23 protein-coding genes are annotated in these 25796 nt (G+C 72.8%); 9 read left to right on the top strand and 14 right to left on the bottom strand.

The features are described 5' to 3' along the window. The first annotated feature begins 18 nt into the window (after positions 1-18). On the top strand, positions 19-1575 hold the full coding sequence (locus tag O7600_RS27780; RefSeq protein WP_281591337.1) for a tetratricopeptide repeat protein: 1557 nt from the start codon (positions 19-21) through the stop codon (positions 1573-1575). Positions 1576-1579: 4 nt separating this feature from the next. On the opposite strand, the gene O7600_RS27775 is transcribed toward O7600_RS27780, so the two are convergent. Both O7600_RS27775 and O7600_RS27770 read right to left on the bottom strand, forming a co-directional pair. Further along, complete coding sequence (locus tag O7600_RS27775) at positions 1580-2971, bottom strand: HAMP domain-containing sensor histidine kinase (protein WP_281591336.1); 1392 nt, start codon at positions 2969-2971, stop codon at positions 1580-1582. After that, positions 2968-3624: a response regulator transcription factor gene (locus tag O7600_RS27770; protein ID WP_091579106.1), complete on the bottom strand. Its 657-nt coding sequence runs from the start codon at positions 3622-3624 to the stop codon at positions 2968-2970. Before O7600_RS27770 ends, O7600_RS27775 begins: the two co-directional genes overlap by 4 nt. Before the next feature lie 95 nt (positions 3625-3719). On the opposite strand from O7600_RS27770, the gene O7600_RS27765 reads away from it, so the two are divergent. Further along, the gene (locus O7600_RS27765; protein ID WP_281591335.1) at positions 3720-4862 is read left to right on the top strand and encodes a sigma-E factor regulatory protein RseB domain-containing protein; all 1143 of its coding nucleotides are present in this window, start codon (positions 3720-3722) and stop codon (positions 4860-4862) included. Positions 4863-5034: 172 nt separating this feature from the next. Further along, positions 5035-7320, top strand: a complete 2286-nt coding sequence (locus O7600_RS27760) for an AAA family ATPase (protein WP_281594287.1) — start codon at positions 5035-5037, stop codon at positions 7318-7320. 55 nt (positions 7321-7375) lie between these two features. Here the strand turns inward: O7600_RS27760 and O7600_RS27755 are convergent, their stop codons facing one another. Continuing rightward, the gene (locus O7600_RS27755) at positions 7376-7798 is read right to left on the bottom strand and encodes a hypothetical protein (protein ID WP_281591334.1); all 423 of its coding nucleotides are present in this window, start codon (positions 7796-7798) and stop codon (positions 7376-7378) included. Between the two features lie 276 nt (positions 7799-8074). Between O7600_RS27755 and O7600_RS27750 the strand changes: the two genes are divergently transcribed. After that, entirely contained in the window at positions 8075-8452 is a 378-nt protein-coding gene (locus tag O7600_RS27750; protein WP_281591333.1) for a hypothetical protein, read from the top strand. A gap of 65 nt (positions 8453-8517) precedes the next feature. Here O7600_RS27750 and O7600_RS27745 read toward each other — a convergent pair whose 3' ends face one another. From O7600_RS27745 to O7600_RS27715, 7 genes are all read right to left on the bottom strand, one after another. After that, a complete protein-coding gene (locus O7600_RS27745) occupies positions 8518-9486 on the bottom strand; it encodes a sporulation protein (RefSeq protein WP_281591332.1) in 969 nt (322 codons plus the stop codon). Positions 9487-9645: 159 nt separating this feature from the next. Continuing rightward, positions 9646-10536 (bottom strand): lysylphosphatidylglycerol synthase domain-containing protein, encoded by an 891-nt coding sequence (locus O7600_RS27740; protein WP_281591331.1) that lies wholly within the window; start codon positions 10534-10536, stop codon positions 9646-9648. Then, positions 10533-11669, bottom strand: coding sequence for an endonuclease/exonuclease/phosphatase family protein (locus O7600_RS27735; RefSeq protein WP_281591330.1), 1137 nt, complete (start codon positions 11667-11669; stop codon positions 10533-10535). The genes O7600_RS27740 and O7600_RS27735 overlap by 4 nt, the downstream gene beginning before the upstream one ends. After that, positions 11666-12700: a glycosyltransferase family 2 protein gene (locus O7600_RS27730; protein WP_281591329.1), complete on the bottom strand. Its 1035-nt coding sequence runs from the start codon at positions 12698-12700 to the stop codon at positions 11666-11668. Before O7600_RS27730 ends, O7600_RS27735 begins: the two co-directional genes overlap by 4 nt. Positions 12701-12704: 4 nt before the next feature. Beyond that, positions 12705-13697 carry a UbiA prenyltransferase family protein gene (locus tag O7600_RS27725; RefSeq protein WP_281591328.1) on the bottom strand — a complete coding sequence of 331 codons (993 nt, stop codon included), beginning with the start codon at positions 13695-13697 and terminating at the stop codon, positions 12705-12707. Positions 13698-13731: 34 nt separating this feature from the next. Further along, the gene (locus tag O7600_RS27720; protein ID WP_281591327.1) at positions 13732-14772 is read right to left on the bottom strand and encodes an NAD-dependent epimerase/dehydratase family protein; all 1041 of its coding nucleotides are present in this window, start codon (positions 14770-14772) and stop codon (positions 13732-13734) included. Next, entirely contained in the window at positions 14766-16088 is a 1323-nt protein-coding gene (locus O7600_RS27715) for an aminotransferase class III-fold pyridoxal phosphate-dependent enzyme (RefSeq protein ID WP_281594286.1), read from the bottom strand. The genes O7600_RS27720 and O7600_RS27715 overlap by 7 nt, the downstream gene beginning before the upstream one ends. 360 nt (positions 16089-16448) lie before the next feature. On the opposite strand from O7600_RS27715, the gene O7600_RS27710 reads away from it, so the two are divergent. The 3 genes from O7600_RS27710 to O7600_RS27700 all read left to right on the top strand — a co-directional run bounded on the left by O7600_RS27710 (position 16449) and on the right by O7600_RS27700 (position 19006). After that, positions 16449-17201: an AfsR/SARP family transcriptional regulator gene (locus tag O7600_RS27710; RefSeq protein ID WP_281591326.1), complete on the top strand. Its 753-nt coding sequence runs from the start codon at positions 16449-16451 to the stop codon at positions 17199-17201. Positions 17202-17354: 153 nt separating this feature from the next. Continuing rightward, positions 17355-17747 carry a YciI family protein gene (locus O7600_RS27705; protein WP_281594285.1) on the top strand — a complete coding sequence of 131 codons (393 nt, stop codon included), beginning with the start codon at positions 17355-17357 and terminating at the stop codon, positions 17745-17747. A 2-nt stretch (positions 17748-17749) separates the two neighbouring features. Beyond that, positions 17750-19006 (top strand): sigma-70 family RNA polymerase sigma factor, encoded by a 1257-nt coding sequence (locus tag O7600_RS27700; protein WP_281594284.1) that lies wholly within the window; start codon positions 17750-17752, stop codon positions 19004-19006. Positions 19007-19036: 30 nt separating this feature from the next. On the opposite strand, the gene O7600_RS27695 is transcribed toward O7600_RS27700, so the two are convergent. Together O7600_RS27695 and O7600_RS27690 are read right to left on the bottom strand one after the other, a co-directional pair. After that, positions 19037-19570, bottom strand: a complete 534-nt coding sequence (locus O7600_RS27695; RefSeq protein WP_281591325.1) for a hypothetical protein — start codon at positions 19568-19570, stop codon at positions 19037-19039. A gap of 332 nt (positions 19571-19902) precedes the next feature. After that, positions 19903-21291, bottom strand: a complete 1389-nt coding sequence (locus O7600_RS27690) for a cellulase family glycosylhydrolase (protein WP_281591324.1) — start codon at positions 21289-21291, stop codon at positions 19903-19905. A 363-nt stretch (positions 21292-21654) separates the two neighbouring features. Here O7600_RS27690 and O7600_RS27685 point away from each other — a divergent pair, with 363 nt between their 5' ends. Both O7600_RS27685 and O7600_RS27680 read left to right on the top strand, forming a co-directional pair. Then, positions 21655-22617, top strand: a complete 963-nt coding sequence (locus tag O7600_RS27685; RefSeq protein ID WP_281591323.1) for a TIGR03557 family F420-dependent LLM class oxidoreductase — start codon at positions 21655-21657, stop codon at positions 22615-22617. A gap of 222 nt (positions 22618-22839) precedes the next feature. Next, positions 22840-23475, top strand: coding sequence for a GAP family protein (locus tag O7600_RS27680; protein ID WP_281591322.1), 636 nt, complete (start codon positions 22840-22842; stop codon positions 23473-23475). Here O7600_RS27680 and O7600_RS27675 read toward each other — a convergent pair. Continuing rightward, positions 23472-24266, bottom strand: a complete 795-nt coding sequence (locus O7600_RS27675) for an endonuclease/exonuclease/phosphatase family protein (RefSeq protein ID WP_281591321.1) — start codon at positions 24264-24266, stop codon at positions 23472-23474. The genes O7600_RS27680 and O7600_RS27675 overlap by 4 nt on opposite strands. A gap of 4 nt (positions 24267-24270) precedes the next feature. Beyond that, positions 24271-25761 (bottom strand): phosphatase PAP2 family protein, encoded by a 1491-nt coding sequence (locus O7600_RS27670; RefSeq protein ID WP_281591320.1) that lies wholly within the window; start codon positions 25759-25761, stop codon positions 24271-24273. Positions 25762-25796 lie beyond the last annotated feature (35 nt).

The raw sequence follows: 25796 nt of genomic DNA, 5'->3' as shown, positions 1-25796 counted from the left end.
GGATGAGCACGATGGGGCGTGTCCTCCGGCTTCGCTGACCTGACCGTCCAGGCGCACCACCTGGTGTCCGAAGGCGACCTGACCGGCGCGCAACGGCTGCTCGCCGACGCGCTCAGCGACGCCGACCCCCGCCCCGCCAACGCCTCCCCCGAGCTGGCCGAGGCCGCCGGCTTGCAGGCCCGGCTACTGGTCGCGCTCGGCGAGCCGCACTCCGCCCGGGGCTGGGCCGCGTTCGCGTACGCGGCCACCACCCGACTGTTCGGCCGCGCCGACGAGCGCACCGTCACCGCCGCCGCCACCCTGGCCGCGGTGCTGCACCGGGTCGGCAGCGACGCCCGGGCCGCCCGGCTCTACTCCGACGTCATCATCGAGCTGACCGCCCGCGACGGGCCGGAGTCCCAGCGGGTGCTGGCCGCCCACGCCGACCTGGCCACCGTCGAATACGCGCGCGGCCAGTGCGAGGTGGCCCGCGACCGGCTCCAGGACGCGTGGGAGCTGCACCGCGAGGTCTACGGCGACGGCCACCCCAGCGGCATCAAGATGCTGGCCAAGCTCGGCGCGATGGAACGCGACTGCGGCCGGTACGCCGACGCGCACGAGCACCTGGCGCTCGCGGAGGACCTGTGCCGGGCGCACCTGGACTCCGACGACCCGCTCGCCGCGCAGGTGGCCGGGCTGGCCCGGGCCGCCGCCGACCCGGACCACGTCTGCCCCGCGCCCGAGCCGCCCGCCCCGGAGCCGCCGGTGGTGCCCGCCGCCCGCGTTCCCCCGCCCGCCGAGGGTCCCCCCGACCTGCCGCCCTACTCCCCGCCCGCGCTCGACGACCCGGTCGAGACGCCGCTCTACCACCCACCGGGCCGGGGCGCCGACGCGGCGCACGTGCCCACGCCCCGCACTCCGCCCGAGGCCGACGGCGACGCGTTCGACGACTACCCGTGGCCGCCGGACGACCCGGTCGACCGGCCGTGGCGGCCCGGCGAGGACGCGCTGCCCCCGACCGTGGTCGGGCTCACCGACGACCCGCCGCCGGGCGTACGCCGGGTGCCGCCGGCCGACCCGCCCGGGCCGCCGTCGCGCTACCTGCCGGTGCACGTGCCCCGGCCACCCGCCGCCGAGCCGCGCGCCCGGCCCTGGCTGCCGCTGGCCGTGCTCGGGGTGGTGGTGGCGCTGCTGCTCGGCACCATCGCGGTGATCGCCGGCGTGTCCCGGGTGGACGACGCCCGCGACACCCCGCCGCCGGCGTCGAGCGGCCCGCCGGCACCGAGCCGGCCCGTCCCGACCACGCCGCCGGCCGCCTCCCCGGGCACCCCGCCCGGGCGGCTCGCGCTCACCGACCGGCGCGACAGCATCGTGCTGAGCTGGACCTACCCGACCGGCGCGGAGGGCCCGGTGGTGATCGCCGGGGGCCGCTCGGGCCAGCCGCAGGGCACGTTCGCCACGCTGCCGGCCGGCTCCACCGACTACATCGCCTACGGCCTCGACCGCACCACCGACTACTGCTTCACCGTGGCGCTCGTCTGGTCCACCGACAGCGTCGCGCGGACCGGGCCGGTCTGCACGAAACGGCGCCGCTGACGCCTCACTCCGGGTCCGGTTCGGCCAGCGCCGGCAGGCGTACCGTCGCCCGCAGCCCGGGCGCGACGGCGCCCGGCGTCGCGTCCGTCAGCTCCACCGTGCCACCCGCCCGGCGCACCAACTCGCGCACGATGGCCAGGCCGAGGCCCGCGCCGCCGGCGTCGCGGGCCCGCGCGTCGTCCAGCCGGGTGAACCGGGCGAACACCCGCTCCCGGTCCGCCGCCGGGACGCCCGGCCCGTCGTCGGTCACGGTGACCAGGTGGTACGCCCCGGCCGGGCCGGTCACGGCCAGCTCCACCGCGCCGTGCGCGTGCCGCAGCGCGTTGTCCACCAGGTTGACCAGCACCCGGCGCAGCTCCCCCGGATCCCCCTCGACCCACCACGCCCCGTCCGGCACGACCAGCCGCACCGGCGGGGACGGGTAGCGGGCGGCCACCACGCGCAGCAGCCCGCCCAACTCCACCGGACCCACCGGCGACGGTCGCGCCACCTGCTCGTCGAGGCGGGCCAGCAGCAGCAGGTCGTCGACCAGGCGGCCCAGCCGTTCGGTGTCGGCCAGCAGGTCGTCGGCCACCGCCGGCCAGTCGGTGTCGCCGCCGAGCCGGCGGGCCACCTCCAGCTCGGTCCGCATGTTGGTCAGCGGGCTGCGCAACTCGTGCGCCGCGTCGGCGACGAACGCCCGCTGCCGGTCCCGGGACGCGGCCAACCGGTCCAGCATGTCGTTGAGCGTCACCGCGAGCCGGTGGATCTCGTCCTGCCCGGCCGGGACCGGCAGGCGTTCCGTCCCCGCCCGGCCGGTGATCTCGGCGGCGCCGCTGCGCAGCTCCTCCACCGGGCGCAGCGTCGCGCCGACCACCCGCCACGCCACCACCGCCAGCCCGGCCACCAGCAGCGGGAAGCCGACCAGCAGCAGGTTGCGCACCACGTGCAGGCTGTGCCGGACGTCGGAGAGCGACTTGGCCACCAGCACCGTGCGCGGCTCCTGGGGCGTGCCGGCCGGCACCGTCACCACCCGCACCGGCCCGGACATGCCGACCCGCTGCCCGTCCACCACCAGCCGCTGCCGCTGCCCGGGCCGCAGCTCGTCCGGGCCGAGCATCGGCACCAGGCGGTCCGCGTCGATCGACGCGGCCCGGATCCGGGCCTGCCCGTCGACCACCTGCACCCGCAGCTGCCCGCCGGCCACCGGCAACGGGTCCGGCAGCGCGTCCTCGGCGGTGAGCAGGGCGACCGCGTCGGCGGTGCGCAGCGCCTCCTCGTCCACCGACCGTTGCAGCGTCCAGCCGAGCGCGCCGAGCAGCAGCGCGCCGCCGAGCGCGAACCCGAGCACCAGCCCGAGCACGCCCAGCGCCAGCAGCCGGGCCCGCAGTCCCAGGCGGCGCAGCGGGCGGATCACGTGGCCAACCGGTAGCCGGCGCCCCGGACCGTCTCCAGCCGCTCCCGGCCGATCTTGCGGCGCAGGTAGCCGACGTAGACCTCCACCGCGTTCGGCGCGGTGTCGACCGAGGCGTCCCAGACGTGGTCCAGCAGCTCGGTCTTCGACACCACCTCGCCGGCCCGGCGCATCAGGTAGTCGAGCAGCGCGTACTCGCGGCTGGTCAGCACCACCTCGACGTCGTCCCGGGTGACCCGCCGCCGGGCCGGGTCCAGGCGCAGGTCGCCGACCGTCAGCACGGCCGGCCGCCGGGGCGCGCCGCGGCGCAGCAGCGCCCGCAGCCGGGCCAGCAGCACCACGTACGAGAAGGGCTTGGTCAGGTAGTCGTCGGCGCCGCAGTCCAGCCCGTCGGCCTGGTCGTACTCGCCGTCCTTGGCCGAGAGCATCAGCACCGGCAGCCAGCGCTGCTCGGCGCGCAGCCGGCGCACCACCTCGTAACCGGAGAGGCCGGGCAGCATCACGTCGAGGATCATCGCGTCGTACTCGCCGTGCCGGGCCGCGTCCAGCCCCTCCGGGCCGGTGCCGGCCACGTCCACCACGAAGCCCTCCGCGGACAGGCCCCGCCGCAGCGCCGCGGCGAGCCGCGTCTCGTCCTCCACCACCAGCAACCGCACCGGTCCAGGGTGCCACCATGGGGTCACCCGTAGGGGATCTCCTCAGCGTCGTCACAGCGACGATCGCGCAGCATGGAGCGCAGGAGGTGCACACTATGTCCGTGATGAAGAACTGCGCCGTGCTGCGCTGGCTGGTCCCGGTGACCGCGGGGGTCGCCGTGATCGGTGGTGGCGCCGCCGTCGGCACGTTCGCCGCCGGCGCCGACCCGGCCCTGCCGCCGCGCAGCGCGGCCCAGCTGCTGGAAGACCTGCGTACGTCCCGCCTGGACGGGCTCTCCGGCACCGTGGTGCAGCGCGCCGACCTCGGTCTGCCGCCGATCGCCGCGCTCGCCGGCCAGGCCACCGGCAACCAGCTCGCCGGCCTGGTCTCCGGCACGCACACGCTGCGCGTCTGGTACGGCGGCGAGGACCGGCAGCGGCTCGCCCTGGTCGACACGCTCGGCGAGCAGGACGTGCTGCGCAACGGGCGCGACGTCTGGACCTGGAACAGCCGGGAGAACACCGCCGTCCACCGGAAGCTGCCGGCCGACGGCAAGGACCTGGCGTCCGCGCCGGCCACTCCGGCCGACGCCACCGAGCAGGCGCTGGCCGCGATCGACCCGACCACGGCGGTGACCGTGGGCCGCTCGGCCACGGTGGCCGGGCGGGACGTGTACGAGCTGGTGCTCACGCCGCGCGACAAGGCGTCGCTGGTGCACCAGGTGCGGATCGCGTTGGACGCGAAGGAGCACGTGCCGCTGCGCTTCGAGGTGCTCGCCGACGGCGCCGACGAGCCGGCGTTCGAGGTGGCGTTCACCCAGGTCGACTTCCGCACCCCGGACGCCGACCAGTTCCGCTTCAACCCGCCGCCCGGCGTCAAGGTCACCGAGGCGCCGGCCGACGAGCGGCCCGGGCCGGCCGGCCGGATGCCCGGTGCGCCGGGGGCCGGCAAGGCCACCGGCGGGTCGGACGCCGACCGCCCCGACGTGCGTACGGTCGGCACCGGCTGGACCACCGTGGTGGTCGCCAAGCTCGACGAGGCGCTCGGCGCGGGTGCCGGCGGCGCGAAGGCCGGCAAGGACGCGCCGGACGCGGAGATGCTGAGCCGGGTGCTCGGCGACCTGCCGAAGGTCAGCGGCGACTGGGGAAGCGGCCGGCTGCTCAGCGGCAAGCTGTTCAGCGTGCTGCTGACCGACGACGGCCGGGTGCTCGCCGGGCTGGTCACGCAGGAGCGGCTCTACCAGGCGGCCAAGGGCTGAACCGCCGCGCTCGCAGGCCCGGTCGGCGGACGTCGACCGGGCCTGCGAGCCGTGTCCGGGCTTGGTCGGGTGGCGGGCGACGCGCTATCTTTCTCAGTTCAGGCACAAAAAAGGAATGGCTATTGAATGCCATTCCTGCGGCAATTTTAGTCAATGAGGAGCCGGCTTGTCAATGCACTCCGACGTGGCGGGTGACCTGCACCAGGACGACGAGGTCGGTCGCGAGCAGGAGTACGTCTCGATGCTCTACGACCGGCTGGACGGCATGCGGGACCAGGCCGCCCGCAGGCTCGACGAGGAGTTGCGCCACACCGGCGGCACCCAGCAGGCGCGGTCGCAGCGCGACGCCACCGTCGCGATGTACGCCGACCAGGTCGAGCAGTTCTCCGCGGTCGAGTCCGGCCTCTGCTTCGGCCGCCTCGACGGCGACGACGGCACCGCCCGCTACATCGGCCGGATCGGCATCTTCGACACCTCCGGCGACTACGACCCGCTGCTGATGGACTGGCGCGCCCCGGCCGCCCGCCCGTTCTACCTGGCCACCGCCGCCAACCCGCAGGGCGTACGCCGGCGGCGGCACCTGCGTACCCGCGAGCGCAAGGTCACCGGGCTCAACGACGAGGTGCTGGACATCACCGCCGCCTCCCCCACCGCCCACGAGGAGGTCACCGGCGAGGCGTCGCTGCTCGCCGCGCTCAACGCCGGGCGTACCGGCCGGATGCGCGACATCGTCGAGACGATCCAGGCCGAGCAGGACCGGATCATCCGCGCCGACCTGCCGGGCGTGATGGTGGTGCAGGGCGGGCCGGGCACCGGCAAGACGGCGGTGGCGCTGCACCGGGCCGCCTACCTGCTCTACACGCACCGGCAGCAGCTCTCCACCCGGGGCGTGCTGCTGGTCGGCCCGAACGCCACGTTCCTGCGCTACATCTCCCAGGTGCTGCCGGCGCTGGCCGAGACCGGCGTGCTGCTGCGCACCCAGGCCGACCTCTTCCCCGGGGTGCACGCCCGGCGCGCCGAGCCGGCCACCACCGCCGCGCTCAAGGGCCGCGCCGTGCTGACCGAGGTGCTCGCCGCGGCGGTCCGGGACCGGCAGTGGGTGCCGACCGAGCCGATCGCGATCGAGCTGCCCCAGCGCGAGGTGCTCACGCTCGACCCGGAGACGGTCCGCCAGGCCCGCGACCGGGTCCGCCGCACCGGCCGGGCGCACAACCTGGCCCGCGCGCTGTTCGACATCGAGATCGTGCACGCGCTCGCCGACCAGGTGGCCGAGCGGATCGGCGCGGACCCGCTGGGCGGGGAGAACCTGCTCTCCGAGGCCGACCGCGCGGAGATCCGCCGCGAGCTGCGCGAGGAGCCGGAGATCCGGGCCGCGCTGGACGAGCTGTGGCCGGTGCTCACCCCGCAGCGCCTGCTCGCCGACCTGTTCGCGTCGCCGGAGCGGATCGCCGCCGCCGCGCCGATGCTCACCGACGCCGAGCGGGCCGCCCTGCACCGGGAGCCCGGCGGCTGGACGCCGGCCGACGTGCCGCTGCTGGACGAGGCCGCCGAACTGCTCGGCGAGGACGAACGCGCCGCCGCCGCCCGCCGGGAACGGATCCGCGCGATGGAACGCGAGTACGCCGAGGGCGTGCTGGAGATCTGGCGCGGCTCCCGCTCGATCGACGTGGAGGACGAGGCCGACGGCGGTGAGATCCTCGGCGTGACCGACCTGATCGACGCCGCCCGGCTCTCCGAGCGGCAGGAGGAGTCCGACCGGCTCACCACCGCGCAACGCGCCGCGGCGGACCGGACGTGGGCGTTCGGGCACGTCATCGTCGACGAGGCGCAGGAGCTGTCGCCGATGGCCTGGCGGCTGCTGATGCGCCGCTGCCCGAGCCGGTCGATGACCGTCGTCGGGGACGTCGCGCAGACCGGCGCGCTGGCCGGCACCCCGTCCTGGGGGGAGGCGCTGGCGCCGTACGTGGCGGACCGGTGGCGGTTGGAGGAGCTGACCGTCAGCTACCGCACCCCCGCCGAGATCATGGCGGTCGCCGCCGACGTGCTCGGCGAGATCGACCCGGCCCTGCGCCCGCCCCGCTCGGTACGCGCCACCGGCGTACCGCCGTGGGACCGCACCGTCGCGGCGGCCTCGCTGGTCGACGCGCTGGTCGAGGCGACCGCGCGGGAGGCCGCCGGGCTCGGCGACGGGCGGCTCGGCGTGATCGTGCCGACCGGGCGGGTGACCGAGCTGGGCGCCGCCGTCGTCGCGGCGCTGCCCGAGGCGGCCGTCGGCGAGCAGCCGGAGCTGGCGAACCGGGTGGTGGTGCTGACCACCGAGCAGGCCAAGGGGCTGGAGTTCGACTCGGTGCTGGTGGTGGAGCCGGAACGGATCGTGTCCGAGTCGCCGCGCGGGCACAGCGACCTCTACGTCGCGCTCACCCGCGCCACCCAGCGCCTCGGCGTCCTGCGGACGTAAGGAAGGGCCCCTCCTTAACGCATCCGGTAGAGGAGGGGCCCCTTCTTAACAACTGTCAGCCCGGGTTGGCGCCCTCGTCGGTGAAGTTGCCGACCTGGGCGCCGCTCGCCGAGGCGTCACTGGTGGAACCGCCGGCCGGGGTGCTCATCCCACCGGTCGTGGCGTCCCCGGTGGTGGTCGGCGCCACCCTGCCCGGGTGCCGCTCCGGCTGCCGGGCCACCCGCCGCACGCTGGCCGGTCCGGCGGTGCCGCCGGTCGTGGTGACCGCGCCCTGGCCCCGGGTGGGACCGCCGTCGCGCAGCACGGTCGGGTCGACCGGAACGTGCGCCGGGTCGTCCGGATCCGACTCCTGGATCATCCGCTCCACGTCGGTCTGCGGCACGGTGACCTCGTCGAGCGCGCCTTCGCCGTACACGCCGCCGGCGACCCGCTGCTCGGCCTGCCGGGCGGCGTCCTGCCGCATGTCGTCCTCACGCACGTCAACCACCTCGTCGCTCCGGTGTCGGGTGTCAGTGATGCGTGCCCGAGGGCCGGTGGCTGAAACCGGCAGGCCTCCGGTGGCGCCGGATACACGCCCGACTGTCCGTTTCCCCGCAGGGGCGACGACGGCCGGGCGCCCGGCGGTTAGCTTGTCTCCGGGGTCGGGTAGTCGGAGGGTGCCCCCGCCACAGAGCGCGAACCGTGCCGTGGCCGACCTGCGGTAGCGGGGCGAGGGTGTGCAGGTAACGACTCATCAAATCCTGAGGAGGACCAGATGAGCACGCAGGCTGCATCCACCAGGCCGATGAACCGGCCGATGTCCGACGTCCAGAACCGGGCGAGCATGCAGGACACGTCGACCCGTCAGATGCCGTCGATGCACGACGGCCACCGGGAGCCGGCGCCCAGCCCGGGCACCGAGACGAAGCAGGCGTTCCTCACCACCGAGTTCTGGGTGTACGCCGCAGCCGTCGCGGTCGTCGTGATCGCCGCGTTCTGGCGGGGCGCCGCCACCAACGGCCTGAACATCAACAACCCGAACCAGGCCTGGTGGTACCTGACCGCGCTGACCGGCGCGTACCTGGTCAGCCGGGGCCTGTCGAAGGCGGGCAGCGCGCGTCGCTCCGGCAAGGAGCGCCGAGGCCGGCACTGACCCGCACGGTCACACCAACGGCGACGCCCCCGGGACCTGCGTCCCGGGGGCGTCGTCGCGTGCCGTCACTCCTCGCCGAAGTCCCCGCCGTCGTCACCCTCGAAGGCGTCCTCGAGCATCTCGCCGGCGACCAGACCGCCGGCCACACCGAGCGCGGCGCCGGCCATCATGCCGCCCATCCCGGCGCCCCGGTGACCGTGGTGTCCCGGGTAGCCGTGGTGGCCGTGCGGCGCGCCGAAGCCCTGGGCGCGCAGGCCGCCGTAGCGGGACGTGGTCTCGCGCAGCCAGCCGTCGACCACCTGGGTCCAGTCGGTGCGCGCGGCGTCGCTGTGCGGGATCGAGTACCGGCCGAAGGCGTCGTGCCCGGCGCTGAGGAAGCCGCCGCGCTTGTCGCACTCCAGGATCACCTCGACACCCTGCTGGCTGGTCACGAACGTCAGCTCGACCTCGTTGACCGTCTGCGCGTACTGCGGCGCGGCGAAGAACTCGATCTCCTGGTAGAACGGCAACGTCTGCGGGACCCCGTAGATGTGGCCGCGCTCCAGGTCGGCGTGTTTGAACCGGAAGCCCAGCGCCTGGAAGGCGTCCAGGATCCGCTCGTGGATCGGCAGCGGGTGCACCGACACCTGGTCCAGGTCGGACTTGTCCACCGCCCGGGCCACCGCCAGTTCGGTGCGCAGGCCCATGGTCATGCCGCGCAGCCGCTGCCCGTAGACGTCGGTGACCGGGGTCTCCCACGGCACCGGCATCTGGAACGGGATGGCGAGCTGCTGCTTCGGGGCCAGCTCGAACGCGCCGCTGACCGGCATCCGGTGGAACTCCATGATGCCGGCGTACTCGGTGTCGCCGCCCTCGATCTCGACCCGGGTGACCAGGCCGAGGGTGATCTGCTCGATCCGCGCCGGAGCGTCGCCGCCGACCAGGTTGACGTGCCCGTCCAGGGCCAGGCCGGGCCGGGTGTTCGGGTTGGTCAGCACGGTGTCGACGCTCGGGCCACCCACGCCGAACGCGCTCAGCATCTTCTTGAAGACCATCGCCACTCCGCTTCCGCCGTAGGCGCGCTCCACCCTGGAGCGCGCGGGCCGTGCAGGGCACCCTAATGGAGACGACTGGGAAGTGGCTGAAAGCGGACGGGCCCGGGGGTCGTCGGTCCCGAACGAACCCGACGGCCCCGGGTGGGGGCCGACGGCGGCTCACCGCCGCTGTGCGGGTTCCACCGGTAGCAACTGCCGTGCGGCCAGCACGGCGACCCCGGCGGCGACCACGTCCGCGCAGGTCATCAGAGCACGACTCAACACCACCACCGTCAGGCCCCCGGCCGGCCCGACGACGCCGACGAGCATCGCCAGCAGCACACCGTCGCGGGCGCCGATTCCGGCGGGAAGCACCACCGCCACCATCCCCGCCACGGTGGCGAGCGCGAAGGCGCCGATCAGCAGCGGGGCGGAACGGGCCGGCACACCCAGCGCTCCCGCCAGGACGACGACGTGCAGACCAGTGATCATCCAGCCGGCCGCGGTCAGGGCAAAGGCGACGAGCATGCTCCGGCCCGGGATCGCCAGCCCGAACCGCTGCCTCCGGCGGTGGACGACGGTCGCCAGCAGAGCGGCGAGCGCTCCGGTGGCCACCAGCACCGACACCGGGATCGCGGCCCCGACGAGCGGCAGCAGGGCCGGCAGACCGACGGCGAGTCCGGCCAGCACCGACACCACCACACTGCCGAGAAAGGTGACCGCGAGCCGGGTCGCGGGCAGGTTCAGCGACCGGGCCAGGTCCGCCTGGGCGACCGCCGGCCAGAGACCACCGGGCAGGTACTTGGCGAGCCCGGACACGAAGTACAACCGGGTCGCCGGCCGCAGGGCGACCGGCACGCCGACACCGGCGAGCAGGGTGTGCCAGCCGAGCATGCCGAGCCAGAGTCCGGCCAGCGCGAGCGCCGTCGCGAGCAGACAGCGCGCCGCTCCTACCGCGGCCACGCCCGCGACGAGGTCGGATCGGCGCGACCAGAGCTGCCACCCGATCACACCGAGCACCACGGCGTAGACGATCGCTCGGACGCCGGACGCGAGCTGCCCCCGCTTCACCGGGCCGCCGCCACGGACACCAGCACCCGCTGGAGGCGGTGGTCGGACAGGCCGGCCGGGTCGACGAGCTCGTAGCGACGGGCGGTGAGGCCACCCGCCGTGAAGGCCCAGTCGAGTCTCCACAGCGCCGTGCCCCCCGCCGGCCAGGACACCGGGTACCAGGAGTCGCCGGCAGCCGCCGCATCCGTCATCCGGTCGGGGATCCTGCCCATCTCCCCCATCGCGGAGGTGGTGTTGAAGTCGCCCGCGACGAACGTCGGCGCCCGGTTCCCGGCCAGTTCCCGAGCCAGGCCGGCGTACTGGAGGTTCCGGTTGTGCGCCTTCTCCCGCACGGCGCGGTAGAAGGCGGCCCGCCACGGGGCACGCGCGACGTCGAGCTGCACCGGAATGTGCACGTTGTAGAACGACACCACCCGGTCGTCGACGCGAAGGTCGGTCCGCAGGATCTTTGCCCGCTCGAACTGCTCCTGCCACCCCACCTCGGTGTCCTCGTCCGCGGCGTACCGGTCCGGTGGTACGAGCGGCTGACCGACCACCGGGAACCGCGACAGGGTGATCAACTCGCCCCGGATCACGATGTGGTAGCCGGGAAATGCCGCCCGCAGGCGGGACACCTCGTCGATCCTGGTCACCCGCTGCTCCGACTGGTCGAAGTGGATGTACTCCTGCAGCAGGTAGACGTCCGCCCGTTGGGAGCGGAGGAAGCCGATGAACCCGCCGTGGTCGTCGTCCTGGTCCCAGTACTCCGTGTTCCACGACACCACGCGTACCTCCCGGTGTCCCGCCCCCGGACGGGGACCCGCCAGCTGCACCCCCAGCAGAGGCAGCGTCACCGCCACCGCGGTGACCGTCGCGAGCACCAGTCGGCGGGTGGCCGTCCGCAGCACCAGCGCCAGCGCCAGAAGCACCGCCGGCACCGCGACGAAGAACACGGGTGGGATGAGGTCCACCAGCAACCAGAGCCAGAACCGCCCGCTCAGCGCGTAGTGCAGGACGCAGAAGACCAGCCACAACCCGGCGGTGACACGCAGCGCCCTACCCGTCGTCGCGTGCCGGGGCCCCGGCGCGCCTGCCGGGCGACCATCCTCCGGGCCGGGTCGGGCCCGGTCCTGCACGAGGCGCTCCGCGCTCATGCCCCGCTCACCGCTTCTTTCGGCCGCACCGTCTCGTCGTACAGCTCCCGGAAGCGCCGGGAGACCGACCACTGCGCGACGCCCGCGACGAGCCCGCACGCGATGGTGATGTTGGCCAGGTACTGCATGAGTGCGAAGAAGGCCAGGAATCGGGCGCCGCGTCGTCCGTTGACGAACCGGTACATGCCGAGGTCTGCCTGTACCGACACGCCGATCAGCCCGACCGGCACGAGCACCCCGAGGGGGCCGACGAAGAGCGGTAGGAGCAGGGCGGGCACCGAGCTGATCGCGGCGACGCATCCCCAACCCCGGGTGGCGGTCTCGAACCCCTTCGCGAACCGGCGGCGCCGGGCATACAGGGGGATCCGCAGCCGGGTGCGGTGGAACACCTTCCGAAGCAGCAGCCCGAGCGTGGCGTCGTGGTCGTGCCGCCCGCTGATCCGAGCACTGAGTACGAGGTCGTAGCGCTGTGACACGCGGTGCCCGTAGTCGGCGTCCTCGGTCTGCTTGAGGGCCGGGTTGAAGGGGCCGACGTCGTCGAAGACGGTGCGCCGCATGGCCGTCATCGCCGGATACATGTTCGACACCCGGCCCTCGGAACTTGCCTGCCAGTAGTGCAACTGGAGGCCCCGGTACTCCTCGACACGGCTGTCCAAGACCAGGGGTTCGGGGTGGTAGACGCCGCACACCGCCCCGATACGGGGGTCGTCCGCCAAGATCCGGACGGCGTTGGCGATCGCGTCCGGTTCCAGCGCGACGTCCGAGTCGAGAAAGAAGAGAACCTCGCCGGAGGAGTGCTCGACGCCGACGTTGCGACCGGCCGCGCAGCCGCTCGCACGCCGAGCGGTGCGGAGCACCCGAGCACCCATCCGCTCCGCGACGGCGACGGACTCGTCGGTGCTGTGGTCGTCGATCACGATCACCTCGACGGCGGGATACGTCTGCCTCGCCAGGGCTGCCAGGCAGAGCGCCAGGGAACGGGCGTAGTTGAAGTTCGGAATGACCACGGAGACCAACGGGACCGGCTGCATGTCGTCACGTCACTTTCTGCACGAGCGCGTGGAAGAGATCGGGGTATCGGGCGAGCATGGTGAGAGTGGCGAGGCAGCAGACCCACGGCGCGACGTAGGCCACGGTGACCCGGTCGTGCACGAGGGTACGAACCGGGTCACCCCCACCGCTGTGGACGACGACCACCTGCAGGTACCGGAAGAGCACCAGGAGCGCCATCGGCGCGGATACCAGCGCCGCGAGCGACGCGTACCGCCCGAGCGGCATCTCCGCGGTGAGATAGAACAGCAGGGCCGCGAAGACCAGCGCCGCTGTCAGGCCCAGCAGGAGGTCGAGAAACGGCAGCGAGTAGCCCCGCAGGGAGGGTCGGTGGTGACCGCCGGAGGCGGTGATCTCGCTTCGGCGTTTGCCCAGCACCAACATCAGACACAGCCCGAGCAGACAGATCGGGAGCCAGGTCGAGACGGCGTGGCCGATGGTCGCGTAGCCCTGGGCGAGCCTGAGCTGAAATCCGAGCGCCACGATGAAGACGTCCAGCAGAGCGACGTGCTTGAGTCCGGCCGTGTAGGCGATGTTGAGCACGAGGTAGCACAGGAGAGGCCACCACTGTGCGGCCGGGGTGGCCGCGAGCAGCAGAACCAGTACCACCGCCAGGGCTGCTGCGAGTGCGCCCGCGGCGGGTACGGATATCCGACCCGACGCGACGGGGCGCAGGCGTTTGACGGGATGGAGGCGGTCACGGTGCCGGTCGAACACGTCGTTGCCCACGTAGACCAGGGCGGACGCGACGACGAAGAGCAGTACCGCCCGGCAGATCTGGCCGATGTCGTTCAGCCGCCAGGAGCCGGCGTCGATCAAGGGGAGGGGCACCACCAGCACGTTCTTGAGCCACTGGTGGGGTCGGACCAGCCGTAGCAGGTCCCGGAGCAGGCCCGGCGGCCGGCCGGCCACGACCGGCGGAACCGGCTCCGGCGCCGAGATCCCGGTCGAACCGGCTGTCTGGTCGAGGATTCGCACGTCGTTCTCCCTGTTGGGTGTCGGCCGTGCCGGATCAGAAGAAGACCTTGGCCGCGGAGAGGAGTCCCTGCCGCCACGGCTCGCGGCTGGTCAACCCGGCCGGCCGCGCGGCCCCGCCGGTGTGGTTGGCCCGCCACCACCGGTAGGTGTCCAGCACGGCGTCCCGGTTGGACAGCCGCGGCCGGAAACCCAGCCCCGCCTCCGCCTTGGCGATGCTGACGTACGAGTCGGCCATCAGCTTGTGCAGCAGCCGCCCGTACACCGGTGAGAGGCGGATGCGTTCCAGCCCTCGCAGCACGGTCAGAGCCGGTCTCGCCGGCACCGACACGACCCGACGCCCGTGACCGGCCGCGTCGAGGACGGCCTGGAAGTCCTCCCGGATGGTGCCGAACTCGGCCGCCGCGAGGTTGTACGTCTCGCTGGCCGCCGGGCCGTCGACGGCCAGGGCCGCGACGATCCCGTCGAGCAGGTCGTCCATCGCGAGCATCTGGATGCGGACATCGCCGCGACCGAGCACCGGGAAGTGCCGCCCCTCCTCGGCCCACTCGAAGAGCATCGCGAACAGACCCATCCGGCCGGGTCCCAGGAAGGTCTTCGGCCGGAGAATCGGCACCAGCCGCTGCGGCGTCCGGTAGCTCTCGACGATCTGTTCGGCCTCCGCCTTGGCGGCGCTGTAGGCGTCGACCGGGGCACGGGGGTGGTCCTCCGTGGTCGGCACCGAGGTGGGCAGGCCGTAGACCGCTGTGGACGAGATGTGCACGATCCGCGGTACGTCGGCTGCCGCGGCGGCGGCCATGACCGTCCGCGTACCGTCGACGATCACCGACCGGATCAACTCCGGCCGGTAGGTCGGCAGTGCTGCGGCGGTGTGCACGACGGCGTCCATCCCCGTGAACACGGCGCCCATGGCTGCCTCGTCGCGGATGTCGGCGATGGTGTGGACGGCTCCGGCAGGTGGCGCGTCAACGGGACGCAGGTCCACCCCGTGCACCACGACGGCCTCCTCGGTGAGCCGTCGGACCAGATGAGAACCGAGCATGCCCGCCGCGCCGGTCACCGCCACCCGGCTCACCACTGGGACACGACCTTGTCCCGCACGAAGGCCCCGAGCAGGCGCGGCAGGCCGCGGGCAAGGGTGGCGTCCAGTGCGTCGAGGAAGTACTCGACCTCCTGGGCACCGGCCACCAGAGGAGGAGCCACCATCAGCGGGTTGGCCCCGTTGGGGCTGTAGTACGTCATGATGTCGTGCTCGCGGTAGAGGTGAGCGATGACCGACAGGGTGATCAGCTTGGTCCGGAACATCGGGTCGTGGGAGAAGCCCGGCGCGAGCCTGCCCGCGATGTCGAGGACCCGGGGTCCGCCGCCGAGGAACACGCCGTGCAGGGCGCCCACACCGCGGACCGTCTGCACGACGTCGGGGTGAGCCTTGGCGATCTGTTCGAGCCCCGGCGCAAGGGACGCCTCCAGCGCCCGCGCCCGTCCCGGGTAGTCGTCCTCGACGACGATATTGACGGCTTCGAGCGCGGTGGCGGTCTCCTCGCCGAAGCCGTAGTAGGTGGTGCTGTGCAGGATGACGTCCGTGAGCCGGTCGTAGGCCCGCCGGAAGACAGGCTCCCGCGCGGTATAGCCGGAGATCGAAGCCTTGCCGCCGCCGAGCGACTTCGAGTAGGTGAGGATGTCCGGCACCAGCCCCTCGTGGCGCATGAAGAAGAACAGCGAGCCGGTCTTGCCCCATCCTGTGTAGATCTCGTCGAAGATGAGAATGATCCCCTCTTCGTCGCAGAGGCGCCTCAGGTCGCGCAGCGCGTCCTCGGACCAACCGGCGAGTGTGGAGGCGCTGAACGGTTCGACCAGGATGGCGTACACGTCGCTCTGCCCGCCGGCGGTGCGGTGCTCGGCGACCAGGCGGCGCACGGCGGCGGCGTCACCGTAGGGATAGACGACGATTCCGGGCAGACCCGGAAACTGGAACGCGTTCTCGGTGGAACCGGTGAGGCTGCCCGCACCGAGCGTCTTGCCGTGGAAGCTGATGTCGGCTCTCAGGATTTTGTTTCGCTTACCGCCGTGGTATTTGTAGGCCATCTTGATGGCGCCCTCGTTGGCCTCGGCACCCGAATTCGGGAAGTACGAGATCGAAAGGTCTCCGGGGAGCAGCTCGGCGATGTTGTGGCTTAGGGCGCCCAGGAACGGCGAGAAGAAGGCCTTGTGCACCTCCATGCGGCGGGCCTCCCCGAACCGCTGACGGGCGGCAATTACCCGAGGGTGGTTGTGCCCATGATTGAGCACACCCACACCGCCCGAGAAGTCCAGCACCCGCCGCCCGTCCCGCATGGTTATCCAGGCACCCTCGGCGGAGGCGACGAGCTCCCGTCCGAAACCGAAGGAGGTCATGAGCGAAACTTGGCTCCTGCTGACGAAGCGCTTGTAGAACTCCTGCACTCGCCGTGTGTCAAGCCGGTCGACGTCATCTATCCCCAGCAACTGCGGCATGCGGTCAGCCTCCCCGAGTCAACTTCGAGCAATCTCTTGCCGTCAATATATCGGGGTCTGTGTGTAATAGTTCTGTACGCACACTGGACTACGGACCGTAACGGCAGCGCGGGGGCGGCATCGACGCCCGAGGACGCCCAATCACAGCCCCACGGAGGCAGAGATCTGTGATAGGCATGTTTATGTATAGGCGGCGACAGCTTGGCGAGATGGATGGCCGACGGGAGAAGCTGAACTGTGCCTGCGTTATCGATCAACTTGTTGGGGCTCATCGAGGTCAGACAGGAGAACCGTCGCATTCACGCCGGGCCGAACCGGCAAAAGGAGTTGCTGGCGGCATTGGCGCTGCGCTGCGGAACTCCGGTGAACACCGGCCAGATCGCGGTCGACATGTGGGGTGCCACGCCGCCGGAGACCTCGGAGAACCTGGTGCACACCTACGTGGCACGCCTACGCAGGTTGCTGGAGCCGAGCGTTCGCGGGCGCCGCTTCACCATGCTGCGCTCGACGCCCGCCGGTTATCTGCTGGACGTCGACGCGACGGCCGTCGACGCCCACCGTTTCAAGCGGCTGCTGGACGACGCCGAGCTCGCCCGCAGACACGGCAGACCGGCGGAGGCCAGCAGGTTGCTGAACGCCGCGCTGGCGTTGTGGCGCGGCGATCCGCTGGTCGGCATGACGGGTCCGCTGGCCGCGGCCGAGCGAGACCGGCTGTGCGAGCTCCGACTCGATGCGTTCGAGGACCTCATGGAGCTTCGGCTGACCAGCGGCGACTGCCACCACACGGTGTCGGAGGTACGCCAGATGCTCGCCGGGCATCCGCTGCGGGAACGACTCTGGGAGCTGCTGATGCGCGCACTGGCCCTGTCGTCTCGTCGAGCCGAGGCGCTCATCGCCTTCCGGGAGGCCCGCTCAACCCTCGTCGACCAGGTCGGCATCGAGCCGGGAGCCTCCCTGCGCCGGCTGCACGAGCAGTTGTTGAATGCGGAGAGCTTCGTGTCGGACGCGGCATGACCGGTCGCGACCGGTCGGTGACGCCGAGTTACCGTCGCGGCGGACGCGGTGGAACGGTCCGGACGGATGTCGAAGGGCGGGGTGGCAGCTTCTACCGGAGGGTGGAAGCACCGACAATCGGTGCTCGGGCGTGAGGAGCGAATCGTGAAGTACATGCTGCTGATGCAGTTCAGCGCCGCCGGGGCCGAATTCCCGTCCGTCGACACCTGGACGCCGGAGGAGTTCCGCGCGCACATCGACTTCATGGGCGAGGTCAACGCCAAGCTCGTGGCCGACGGCGAGTTCGTGCAGGGCGAGGGGCTGGGCGGGCCGCAGCAGGCCCGGATCGTCCGGGCCGGCGCGAACGGCGCGCCGGTGGTCACCGAGGGCCCGTTCGCGGAGACCAAGGAGTTCCTGGCCGGCTTCTGGATCGTCGACTGCGAGACCCCGCAGCGGGCGACCGAGATCGCCGCGTTCATCTCCACCGCGCCCGGCCCGGGCGGACGGCCGCTGAACATGCCGATCGAGGTGCACCCGGTGATGTCCGGCCCGCCGCAGGAGATGTGACGCTGACCGACCACGCCGTCGAGGACCTGCTGCGCGAACTGGCGCCGCAGGTCCTCGGCGTGCTCGCCCGCCGGTTCGGTGACTTCGCCACCGCCGAGGACGCGGTGCAGGAGGCGTTGCTGGCGGCGACCCGGCAGTGGCCCGCCGAGGGGGTGCCGGAGCATCCGCGCGGCTGGCTCACGCAGGTCGCGTACCGACGGATGATCGAGCTGGTGCGGGCCGAGACGGCCCGGCGCGACCGGGAGGAACGCGCGGCCCGGCGCTCCGGCGACGACCGGCGGACCGCGCCGGCCGCCGACGAGCCGCTGACCGGCGAGCGGGACGACACGCTGGTGCTGCTGTTCCTCTGCTGCCACCCGACGCTGAGCACCCCGTCGGCGATCGCGTTGACCCTGCGCGCGGTGGGCGGCCTGAGCACCGCCGAGATCGCCCGTGCGTTCCTCGTCCCCGAGGCCACCATGGCGCAGCGGATCAGCCGGGCCAAGCAGCGCATCCGCGACTCCGGGCTGCCCTTCCGGATGCCCGAGCCGGCGGACCGGCGGGCACGCCTCGCCGCCGTGCTGCACGTGCTCTACCTGATCTTCACCGAGGGGCACACCGCGAGCCTCGGCGACGACCTGCGCCGGGTCGACCTCTCCGAGGAGGCGGTCCGACTGACCCGGGAGATGCGCCGGCTGCTGCCCGACGACAGCGAGGTGGCCGGGCTACTCGCCCTGATGCTGCTCACCGACGCACGCGCCGCCGCCCGTACCGGCCCGTCCGGTGAGTTGATCCCGCTGGCCGAGCAGGACCGCTCCCGCTGGGACGCCGCCGCGATCGCCGAGGGGACGGCGCTGGTCACCGCCGCGATGGCCCGGGGGCCGGTCGGGCCGTACCAGCTCCAGGCCGCGGTCGCCGCGCTGCACGACGAGGCGCCGAGCGCGGCGGACACCGACTGGCCGCAGATCCTCGCGCTCTACGGCGTGCTGGAGCGCCTCACCGGCAGCCCGGTGGTGACGCTCAACCGGGCGGTCGCCACCGCCATGGTGCACGGCCCGGCCGCCGGCCTGGACGCGCTCGCCGGCCTGGCCGGTGACGCCCGGCTGGCCGGCTCGCACCGGCTCGACGCGGCCCGCGCCCACCTGCACGAGATGGCCGGCGACCGCGACGCCGCGGTGCGCCTCTACCGCGACGCCGCCGCGCGGACCACCAGCCGTCCCGAGCAGGAGTACCTCCACATGCGCGCCGCCCACCTGGCCACGCCACCCCCTCGGCCCTGAGCCAGGAGTTCGCGTCGGACTGCTGGGTCGTCAGGCGGTGGGGCGGGGGGTGGTGGCGTCGCGCAGGGCCAGGGCGACGGTGGCGAACAGGGCCGCGCCGCAGCCGACGCCGGAGACCAGGGCGACCGTGGCGGCGCTGCCGCCGAGCGCGTGGACCAGGAAGCCGGCGATGCCGAGCGCGGTCATCACGGCGCCGAGCCAGTGGTAGCGCGGCATCCGCCAGACCGCGGCCAGGCCGAAGAAGTGCACACCCACCACCACCGCGACCCAGGCGACCGCCACCTCGGGCCGGTCCAGCACGTTGTTGATCACGGACAGGCCGCCGAAGAGGGCGACCGCCTCCAGCGCCACCACGAGCCAGTAGCGGCGGTCCATGAAGCCCGCCGCCTCCCGCTCCGGGGCGGGCGTCTCCCGACGGGCCACCCGGAACAGGCCGACCAGGAGCAGCGCGGCCACCAGCAGGCCGGCCACCCGCACCACGAGCGGCCACGGCGCGGCCAGGCCACCGCTGTTGACCAGGACGAAGACGGTCCCGAACGAGATGGCCACGAGCGAGCCGATCACGAGCCCCGACGGTCGTCCCCTGGTCCCCGGCGTGCTCATCGTTTCCCCTCCCGACGGTCGCGCCGGCCGGTCGGCCCGGCGCGCGGCAGATCGTACGGCAGGGCGGACCTGCCGCCGGCCGGCCCACCGGCCACTCGCGAGCACGGAGCCCGACCGGCGGTGCCGGGCGAGGACCTGCGGCGCCTACGAAGGTTGATGACGAGGGCGGATCGGGGTGTCCGGTCGTCCGCGTCGGCGCCGCCGTCGGCCCGATGAGGCGGGGGCACCGACGTGACGGTGGGACGACCGGGTGGCCGGGCCGCAGCGGGCCCGGCCACCGGCGTACGGATCGGTCAGCTCGCGGCGCAGGTCACCGCGGGCGCGACGTTGGTGCCGTTCCAGCTGGCGATGAAGCCGAAGCTGGTGCTGGCGCCGGCGCCCAGCCGGCCGTTGTAGTCCACGTTGCGGGCGGTGTACGCCGACCCGCTGTTGCTGACCGTGGCGTTCCACGACTGGCTGACGGCCTGGCCGTTGGCGAACGTCCATTTCGTGGTCCAGCCGGTGATCGCGGCGGACCCCGCGGTCACCTTGACCTCGCCCTGGAAACCGCCCTGCCACGAGTTCACGACGGTGTACGTGGCGGTGCAGCCACCGGCCGGCGGGGGCGTCGTGGTCGGCGGCGTGGTCGGGCTGGGGCTGGTGGTCGGGCTGGGGCTCGTCGTCGGGCTTCCGCTGGTGGTCGGGCTGGGCGAGCTGCCGGCGAAGACGGACGCCTCCCGGGCGGTCGCGGCGATGCCGTTGGCCCCGTTGAAGATGCGCTGGCCCCAGCTGGTGAGCTGGGCCGGGTTGAAGCCGGTGGTCATGTCGAGGTACTCGACGCCGCCGCCGTTGCCGCTCCACGACCAGCCCAGGTAGCCGATGCCGTTGGCCTGGCTGTAGGACATGATCGCGTCCTCGTCGGGGTTGCCGTCGGAGTGGTTGAACCCGAACTCACCGACCACGATCGGCAGCCCGGCGGAGCGGAACCGCCCCAGGTAGTCGCTGACCTCGGCGGCGGTGTCGAAGACGCCGTACATGTGGATGGAGAAGACGGTGTTGCGCTGCGGGTCGGCGGTGAACACGGTGCCGGCGTTGTCGCGCATGGTGAACGACCAGTCCTGGCCCCAGTTCGGCGCGTCCACCATGATCGTGTGGGTGAGGCCGCCGGCGCGCAGCCGCTTGATCGCGTTCGAGGTGTCGGTGGTCCAGGCGCTGTAGCCCTGGTTGCCGAACGGCTCGTTGCCGATGTTGACGATGACGTACTTCTCCTGGCCCTTGAGCACGTCGGCGATGCTCAGCCAGTAGTCGGTGGCCCGGGCCAGCGTGGTGGCGGCGCCGTCCTCGCCGTAGCCGGTGGTGTCGTGCACCTCCAGCACGCAGATCAGCCGGTTGGCCTTGCACAGCGAGATCACGTTGGCCACGTCGGCGGCACTGTTCTTGGTCCAGCGGTCGCCGCTGGCCAGCACCACCCGGACCGTGTTGGCGCCGAGCGCCTTGATGTTGGCGAACGAGCTGGTCTGCTGCGGGTACCAGGTGTGCGCGTGGTTCACCCCGCGCATGACGAACTCGGTGCCGTTGGCGTCGTAGAGCCGCCCGTTCGAGACGGAGAAACCGGCGGCGGCGTGCGCCGGCTGCCCGAAGGCGAAGACGGCGGCGAGGGCCGTCAGCAGGGCGGCGCCCGCGACGGAGAGCAATTTCTTCATGGCTGTCCTCAGGGGAAGGTGTCACCCCGTGCCCGAGCGGGGGTGCGGTGATGGTGACGAGGCGGTGGCGGCTGAGCCCGACAGCCGCGCCCGTGACTCCCGGCGGACGCCGGCATCAGCGTAGGCCGATGGGACGCGGAAGGCAACCGGTTAAGTCCTGCGGCGGCCCGTGCCGTCACGGGCCGCCGCAGGGGCGGTCATCCCCACCACAGGATGGTGCGCCGTCCCGGTCTGAACCGGTTAAGCCGGACTGTAGGCAGCATCCGACGCGGCGTCAAGACGGTCGCCCCGGGAAGCGGACACCCGGGTTGATCCGCCTCCGGCGGGGTATCCGGAGACGATCCACCCGGAAGGAGATGCGCCATGGTGAACGTCGGCTACACCCTGATGTGCGAGCAGGCCGGCCCGAAGGAGCTGGTGGACCACGCCATCCGCGCCGAGGCCGCCGGCTTCGACCACCTGGTCATGTCCGACCACTACTACCCCTGGCTGGAGTCGCAGGGCCACTCGCCGTACGCCTGGTCGGTGCTCGGCGCGGTCGCGCACGCCACCAGCCGACCCGAGCTGCTGTCATTCGTCACCTGCCCGATCCGGCGCTACCACCCGGCGGTGGTGGCGCAGAAGGCCAGCACCATCGGGGTGCTCTCGGACGGTCGGTTCACGCTCGGCCTCGGTGCCGGGGAGAACCTCAACGAGCACGTGGTGGGCGGGTGGCCGCACGTGCAGCAGCGGCACGAGATGTTCGAGGAGGCGCTCCAGATCATCCGGCCGTTGCTCAACGGCGAGACGCTGACGTTCTCCGGCAACCACTTCGACGTCCCCGACGCGTACGTCTGGGACCGGCCGGAGCGCCCGGTGCCGATGGCGGTGGCCGCGTCCGGCCGGCAGTCGGCCACGCTGGCCGCCGAGTACGCGGACGCCATGATCGCCACCGACCCGCTGTCCCACCTCGTCGACATGTACGACGAGGCCGGCGGCGCGGGCCGTCCCCGCTACGGGCAGGTCGCCATCTGCTACGGCCCGGACGAGGCCGAGTGCCGCAAGATCGTGCACGACCAGTTCCGCTGGTTCGGCATGGGCTGGAAGGTCAACGCCGACCTGCCCGGCCCGGACGCGTTCGCCGCGGCCACCCAGTTCGTCCGCGAGGAGGACGTGGCCGAGGGCATCACCTGCGGGCCGGACGTCGACCGGCACGTCGAGGCGTTCAAGAAGTTCGTCGACGCCGGGTTCACCCACGTGGCGCTGGTCCAGGTCGGCGGCGACAGCCAGCCGATGTTCCTCGACTGGGCGCAGGAGCAGCTGCTGCCCCGACTGCGCGAGCTGTGACCCGTTCGGGCGTTGCCGCGGCGCGCGGCAACGCCCGACCCTGCCCGGAGGAGCTGACGTCATGCGTATCGGAAACACCGAGATCCGGCCCGCCGGCGGCGGGTTCGGCTGTCTTCTGATGATCCTTTTCTCGATCGTCGCCTCGGTGGTGCTCACCGTGCTGCTCAACCTGGTCCTGTAGAACCGGCCGCACCCGCAAACGGGCGGCCACAGAATGTGGTCATGAACCTGCTGACCGTGTTGCCGCTGGCCCTGGTGATGGTGGCCGGTCCGCAGCTGATCAGCGCGGTCTTCCTGGCCGCCAGCCGCGACCCGAGGCACAGCTCGGTGGCCTACCTGGCCGGCGCCGCGCTGGGCGTGCTGGTCCCGCTGACGGTCTGGTACGGCGTGTTCCGGCTGGTGCGGCACACCGCCGGCAACGGGACCAGGGACAGCGGCAGCCGGCACCTGATCGACTGGATCGTGCTGGCGCTGCTGCTCGTCCTCATGGTGATCACGTTCCTCAGGCGCAGACGGAACCAGCCGCCGGGCTGGATGCGCAGGCTGGAGGACCCGAAGCCCGCGTTCGCGTTCGGCCTGGGCGTGGTGCTCTTCCTCGCCATGCCCAGCGACGAGGTCACCATGGCCTCGGTCGCGGGCGGCCTGGCCGGGCACGACAAGCCGTGGTGGCACCTGCTGCCGTTCCTGGTGCTGACCGTGCTGCTGCTGGCGCTGCCGCTGCTCGCGCTGGTGCTGCTCGGCGGCCGCGCCGAACGGATGCTGCCGAAGGTGCGCGACTGGTCCAACGCCCACTCCTGGATCATCAGCGAGCTGGTCATCCTGATCTTCGTGGCGATCGTCGGGTCCGACCTGGCCTAGGGATCGAGGTCCAGCTCGACCACCACCGGGTAGTGGTCGGAGGCGTCGTCGGCGTCCCCGCCGCGCACCACCCGCACCGCGTGCGCGCGCCCGGCCAGCGCCGGCGTGGCGAGCAGGTAGTCCAACCGCATCCCGGCGAACTCCGCGCCGCCGTGGCGCGTCGGCACGGTCCACCCGCCCGGCTCGTCGCCGCCGGATCGTGGCCAGAGGTCGACCAGACCGCCGTCGAGCAGCCGGGCCACCGCCCGGGTGTCGACCGTCCGGCCGTCGCGGCGCAGGTGCCGCCGCCGGTACGGGGTGGCGAGCCCGGCCATGCGCGCGGTGTGGTCGACGGCCGGTTCCAGCGTGTTCAGGTCACCGGCGAGCAGGGCCAGTTCTCCCCCGGTGCGCCGCACCGCCGCCGCCAGCCAGTCCGCCTCCATGCGCCGCCGACCCCCGGAGTACGGGTCGAGGTGGGTGCTGAACACGGTCAGCGGCCCCGCCCCGGTGGCCACCTGGACCCGGGCGGTGGCGTGGTGGAACGGTCGGCGCACCCGACCCGAACGCAGAACCCGCAGTGGTGGCCGGACGAGCACCGCCACCGGCTGGCCGAAGCAGGACCGGGCCAGGTACGGCGCCAGGCCCATCCGCTCCGCCAGCCCGGGCAGCGTCCGGTCCAGGCCGCGCAGCTCCTGCAGCGCCAGCACGTCCGGGCGTTGCGCGGCGACGACCGAGACGATCCGGTCCCGGCGGTCGGTGCCGTCGCGGTCGCGACCGCCGGTCCGGATGTTCCAGGTCATCACCCGCAGCATCGGGTCAGTCCGGCCGGCCGGCCTTGGCCAGCTCGTCGTCCAGCTCGTCCACCTGCTCGGACTCGATCGCCGGCCGGTTGCCCTGGTGCACGTCGGCGTTCGGCCGGATCACCCAGTAGAGCAGCGACAGCCAGAGCGTGCCGAGCAGGATCGCGCCCATGAAGTCCGTCGGGTGGTGCATCCCGCGGTACATCCGGGACGTGGCCACCCCGACCGGCATGATCACGGCCATCGCCACGAACAGCCAGCGCCACCACCGGTCGGTGCGCGGGAACACGATGATCGCCATGGCGGCCCAGAGACAGATGGTCGCCGCGATGTGCCCGGACGGGAAGGACGAGGTGGGCATCTGCCCGTCCAGGTTCTCCACCGGCGGGCGCGGGCGCTCGACCACCCGGGCGGTGGCCAGGAAGAGGCTCAGCTCGCCGAACATCGCCAGCACCACGAAGAGCACCGGTCGCCAGCGCCGCCACACGGCCAGCACGATCGGGCAGAACACCAGCGAGACCAGCAGGATGGCGTGGGTGTCGCCGAACTTGCTCCACCACCAGCTCAGCCCGGTGAGCGCGTCGGTGTGCCGGGCGGCGAACCAGCGCGGCACCTCGGTGTCGAGGGTGGCGAAGAAGGTGCCCTTGGCGTGGTAGCTGACGTACATCCCGAACGCGTACAGCGCGCCGAAGACGATCACCCAGCCGACCAGCAGCTCGGCCACCGCCGAGCGGGGGTGCTCCAGCACCTTCTCCTCGGCCGGGGCGGGCGCGATCTCCTCGCCGGCCTCGGGCTCCAGGCCCTCGGTCAGCGGCGGCACCGGCCGGCCGCGCTCGCGCCGCCAGAGCCGGAACGCGTACGCGGTGACGCCCAGCCAGGCCGCGCCGAGCAGCCAGCCGCCGAGCACGTCCGAGACGAAGTGCACGCCCAGCGCGATCCGGGTCAGCCCGACCAGGAAGATCAGCACGGCGGCGATGGCGATCGCCGGCTTGCGCCACCGCGGCGACACGGCCGGCAGGAACACCAGCAGCAGCGCGCCGTACGCGACGAACGAGCCGAGCGCGTGACCGCTGGGGAAGCTGTTGCCGGGGGCGCTGGCCACCGGCACGTCCACCACCGGGCGCAGCCGCCCGACCAGCGCCTTGAGCGACGGGTCGAGGACCAGGCCGCCCACGCCGGTGACGATCAGGTAGACCGCCAGCCGCGACTGGCGGCGGATCAGCAGGCCCACCACGGCGATGGTGATCAGCCAGATGAGCACCGGTCGGCCGCCCAGGTCGGTGATCGCCTGGAGCACGGTGACCAGCGGGCCGTGCGGCGCCACCAGATTGTTGAACCACTCGGCCGCCTCGTGGTCGGCCTGCTGGAGCGGGCTCCAGCGGAACCGGACGAGCATGAGCAGCACACCGAATGCGACTCCCGCGCCGGCCACCGCGAGCAGGCCGACCAGGCTCCGCTCGGCGAAGTGGCCGAGCGGCCGGCGCCCGGTTTCCTTGACCGCGGTCACACCGCACCTCCCTCGTTCTTCTGCGAGGCGCGCTG

Origin of the sequence: Micromonospora sp. WMMA1998 (genome assembly GCF_027497375.1) — a bacterium.
GTDB classification, from domain to species: Bacteria; Actinomycetota; Actinomycetes; order Mycobacteriales; family Micromonosporaceae; genus Micromonospora; species Micromonospora sediminicola.
Note: the sequence above shows the minus strand (reverse complement) of the source record. Positions and strands in the feature narration are given on the sequence as shown.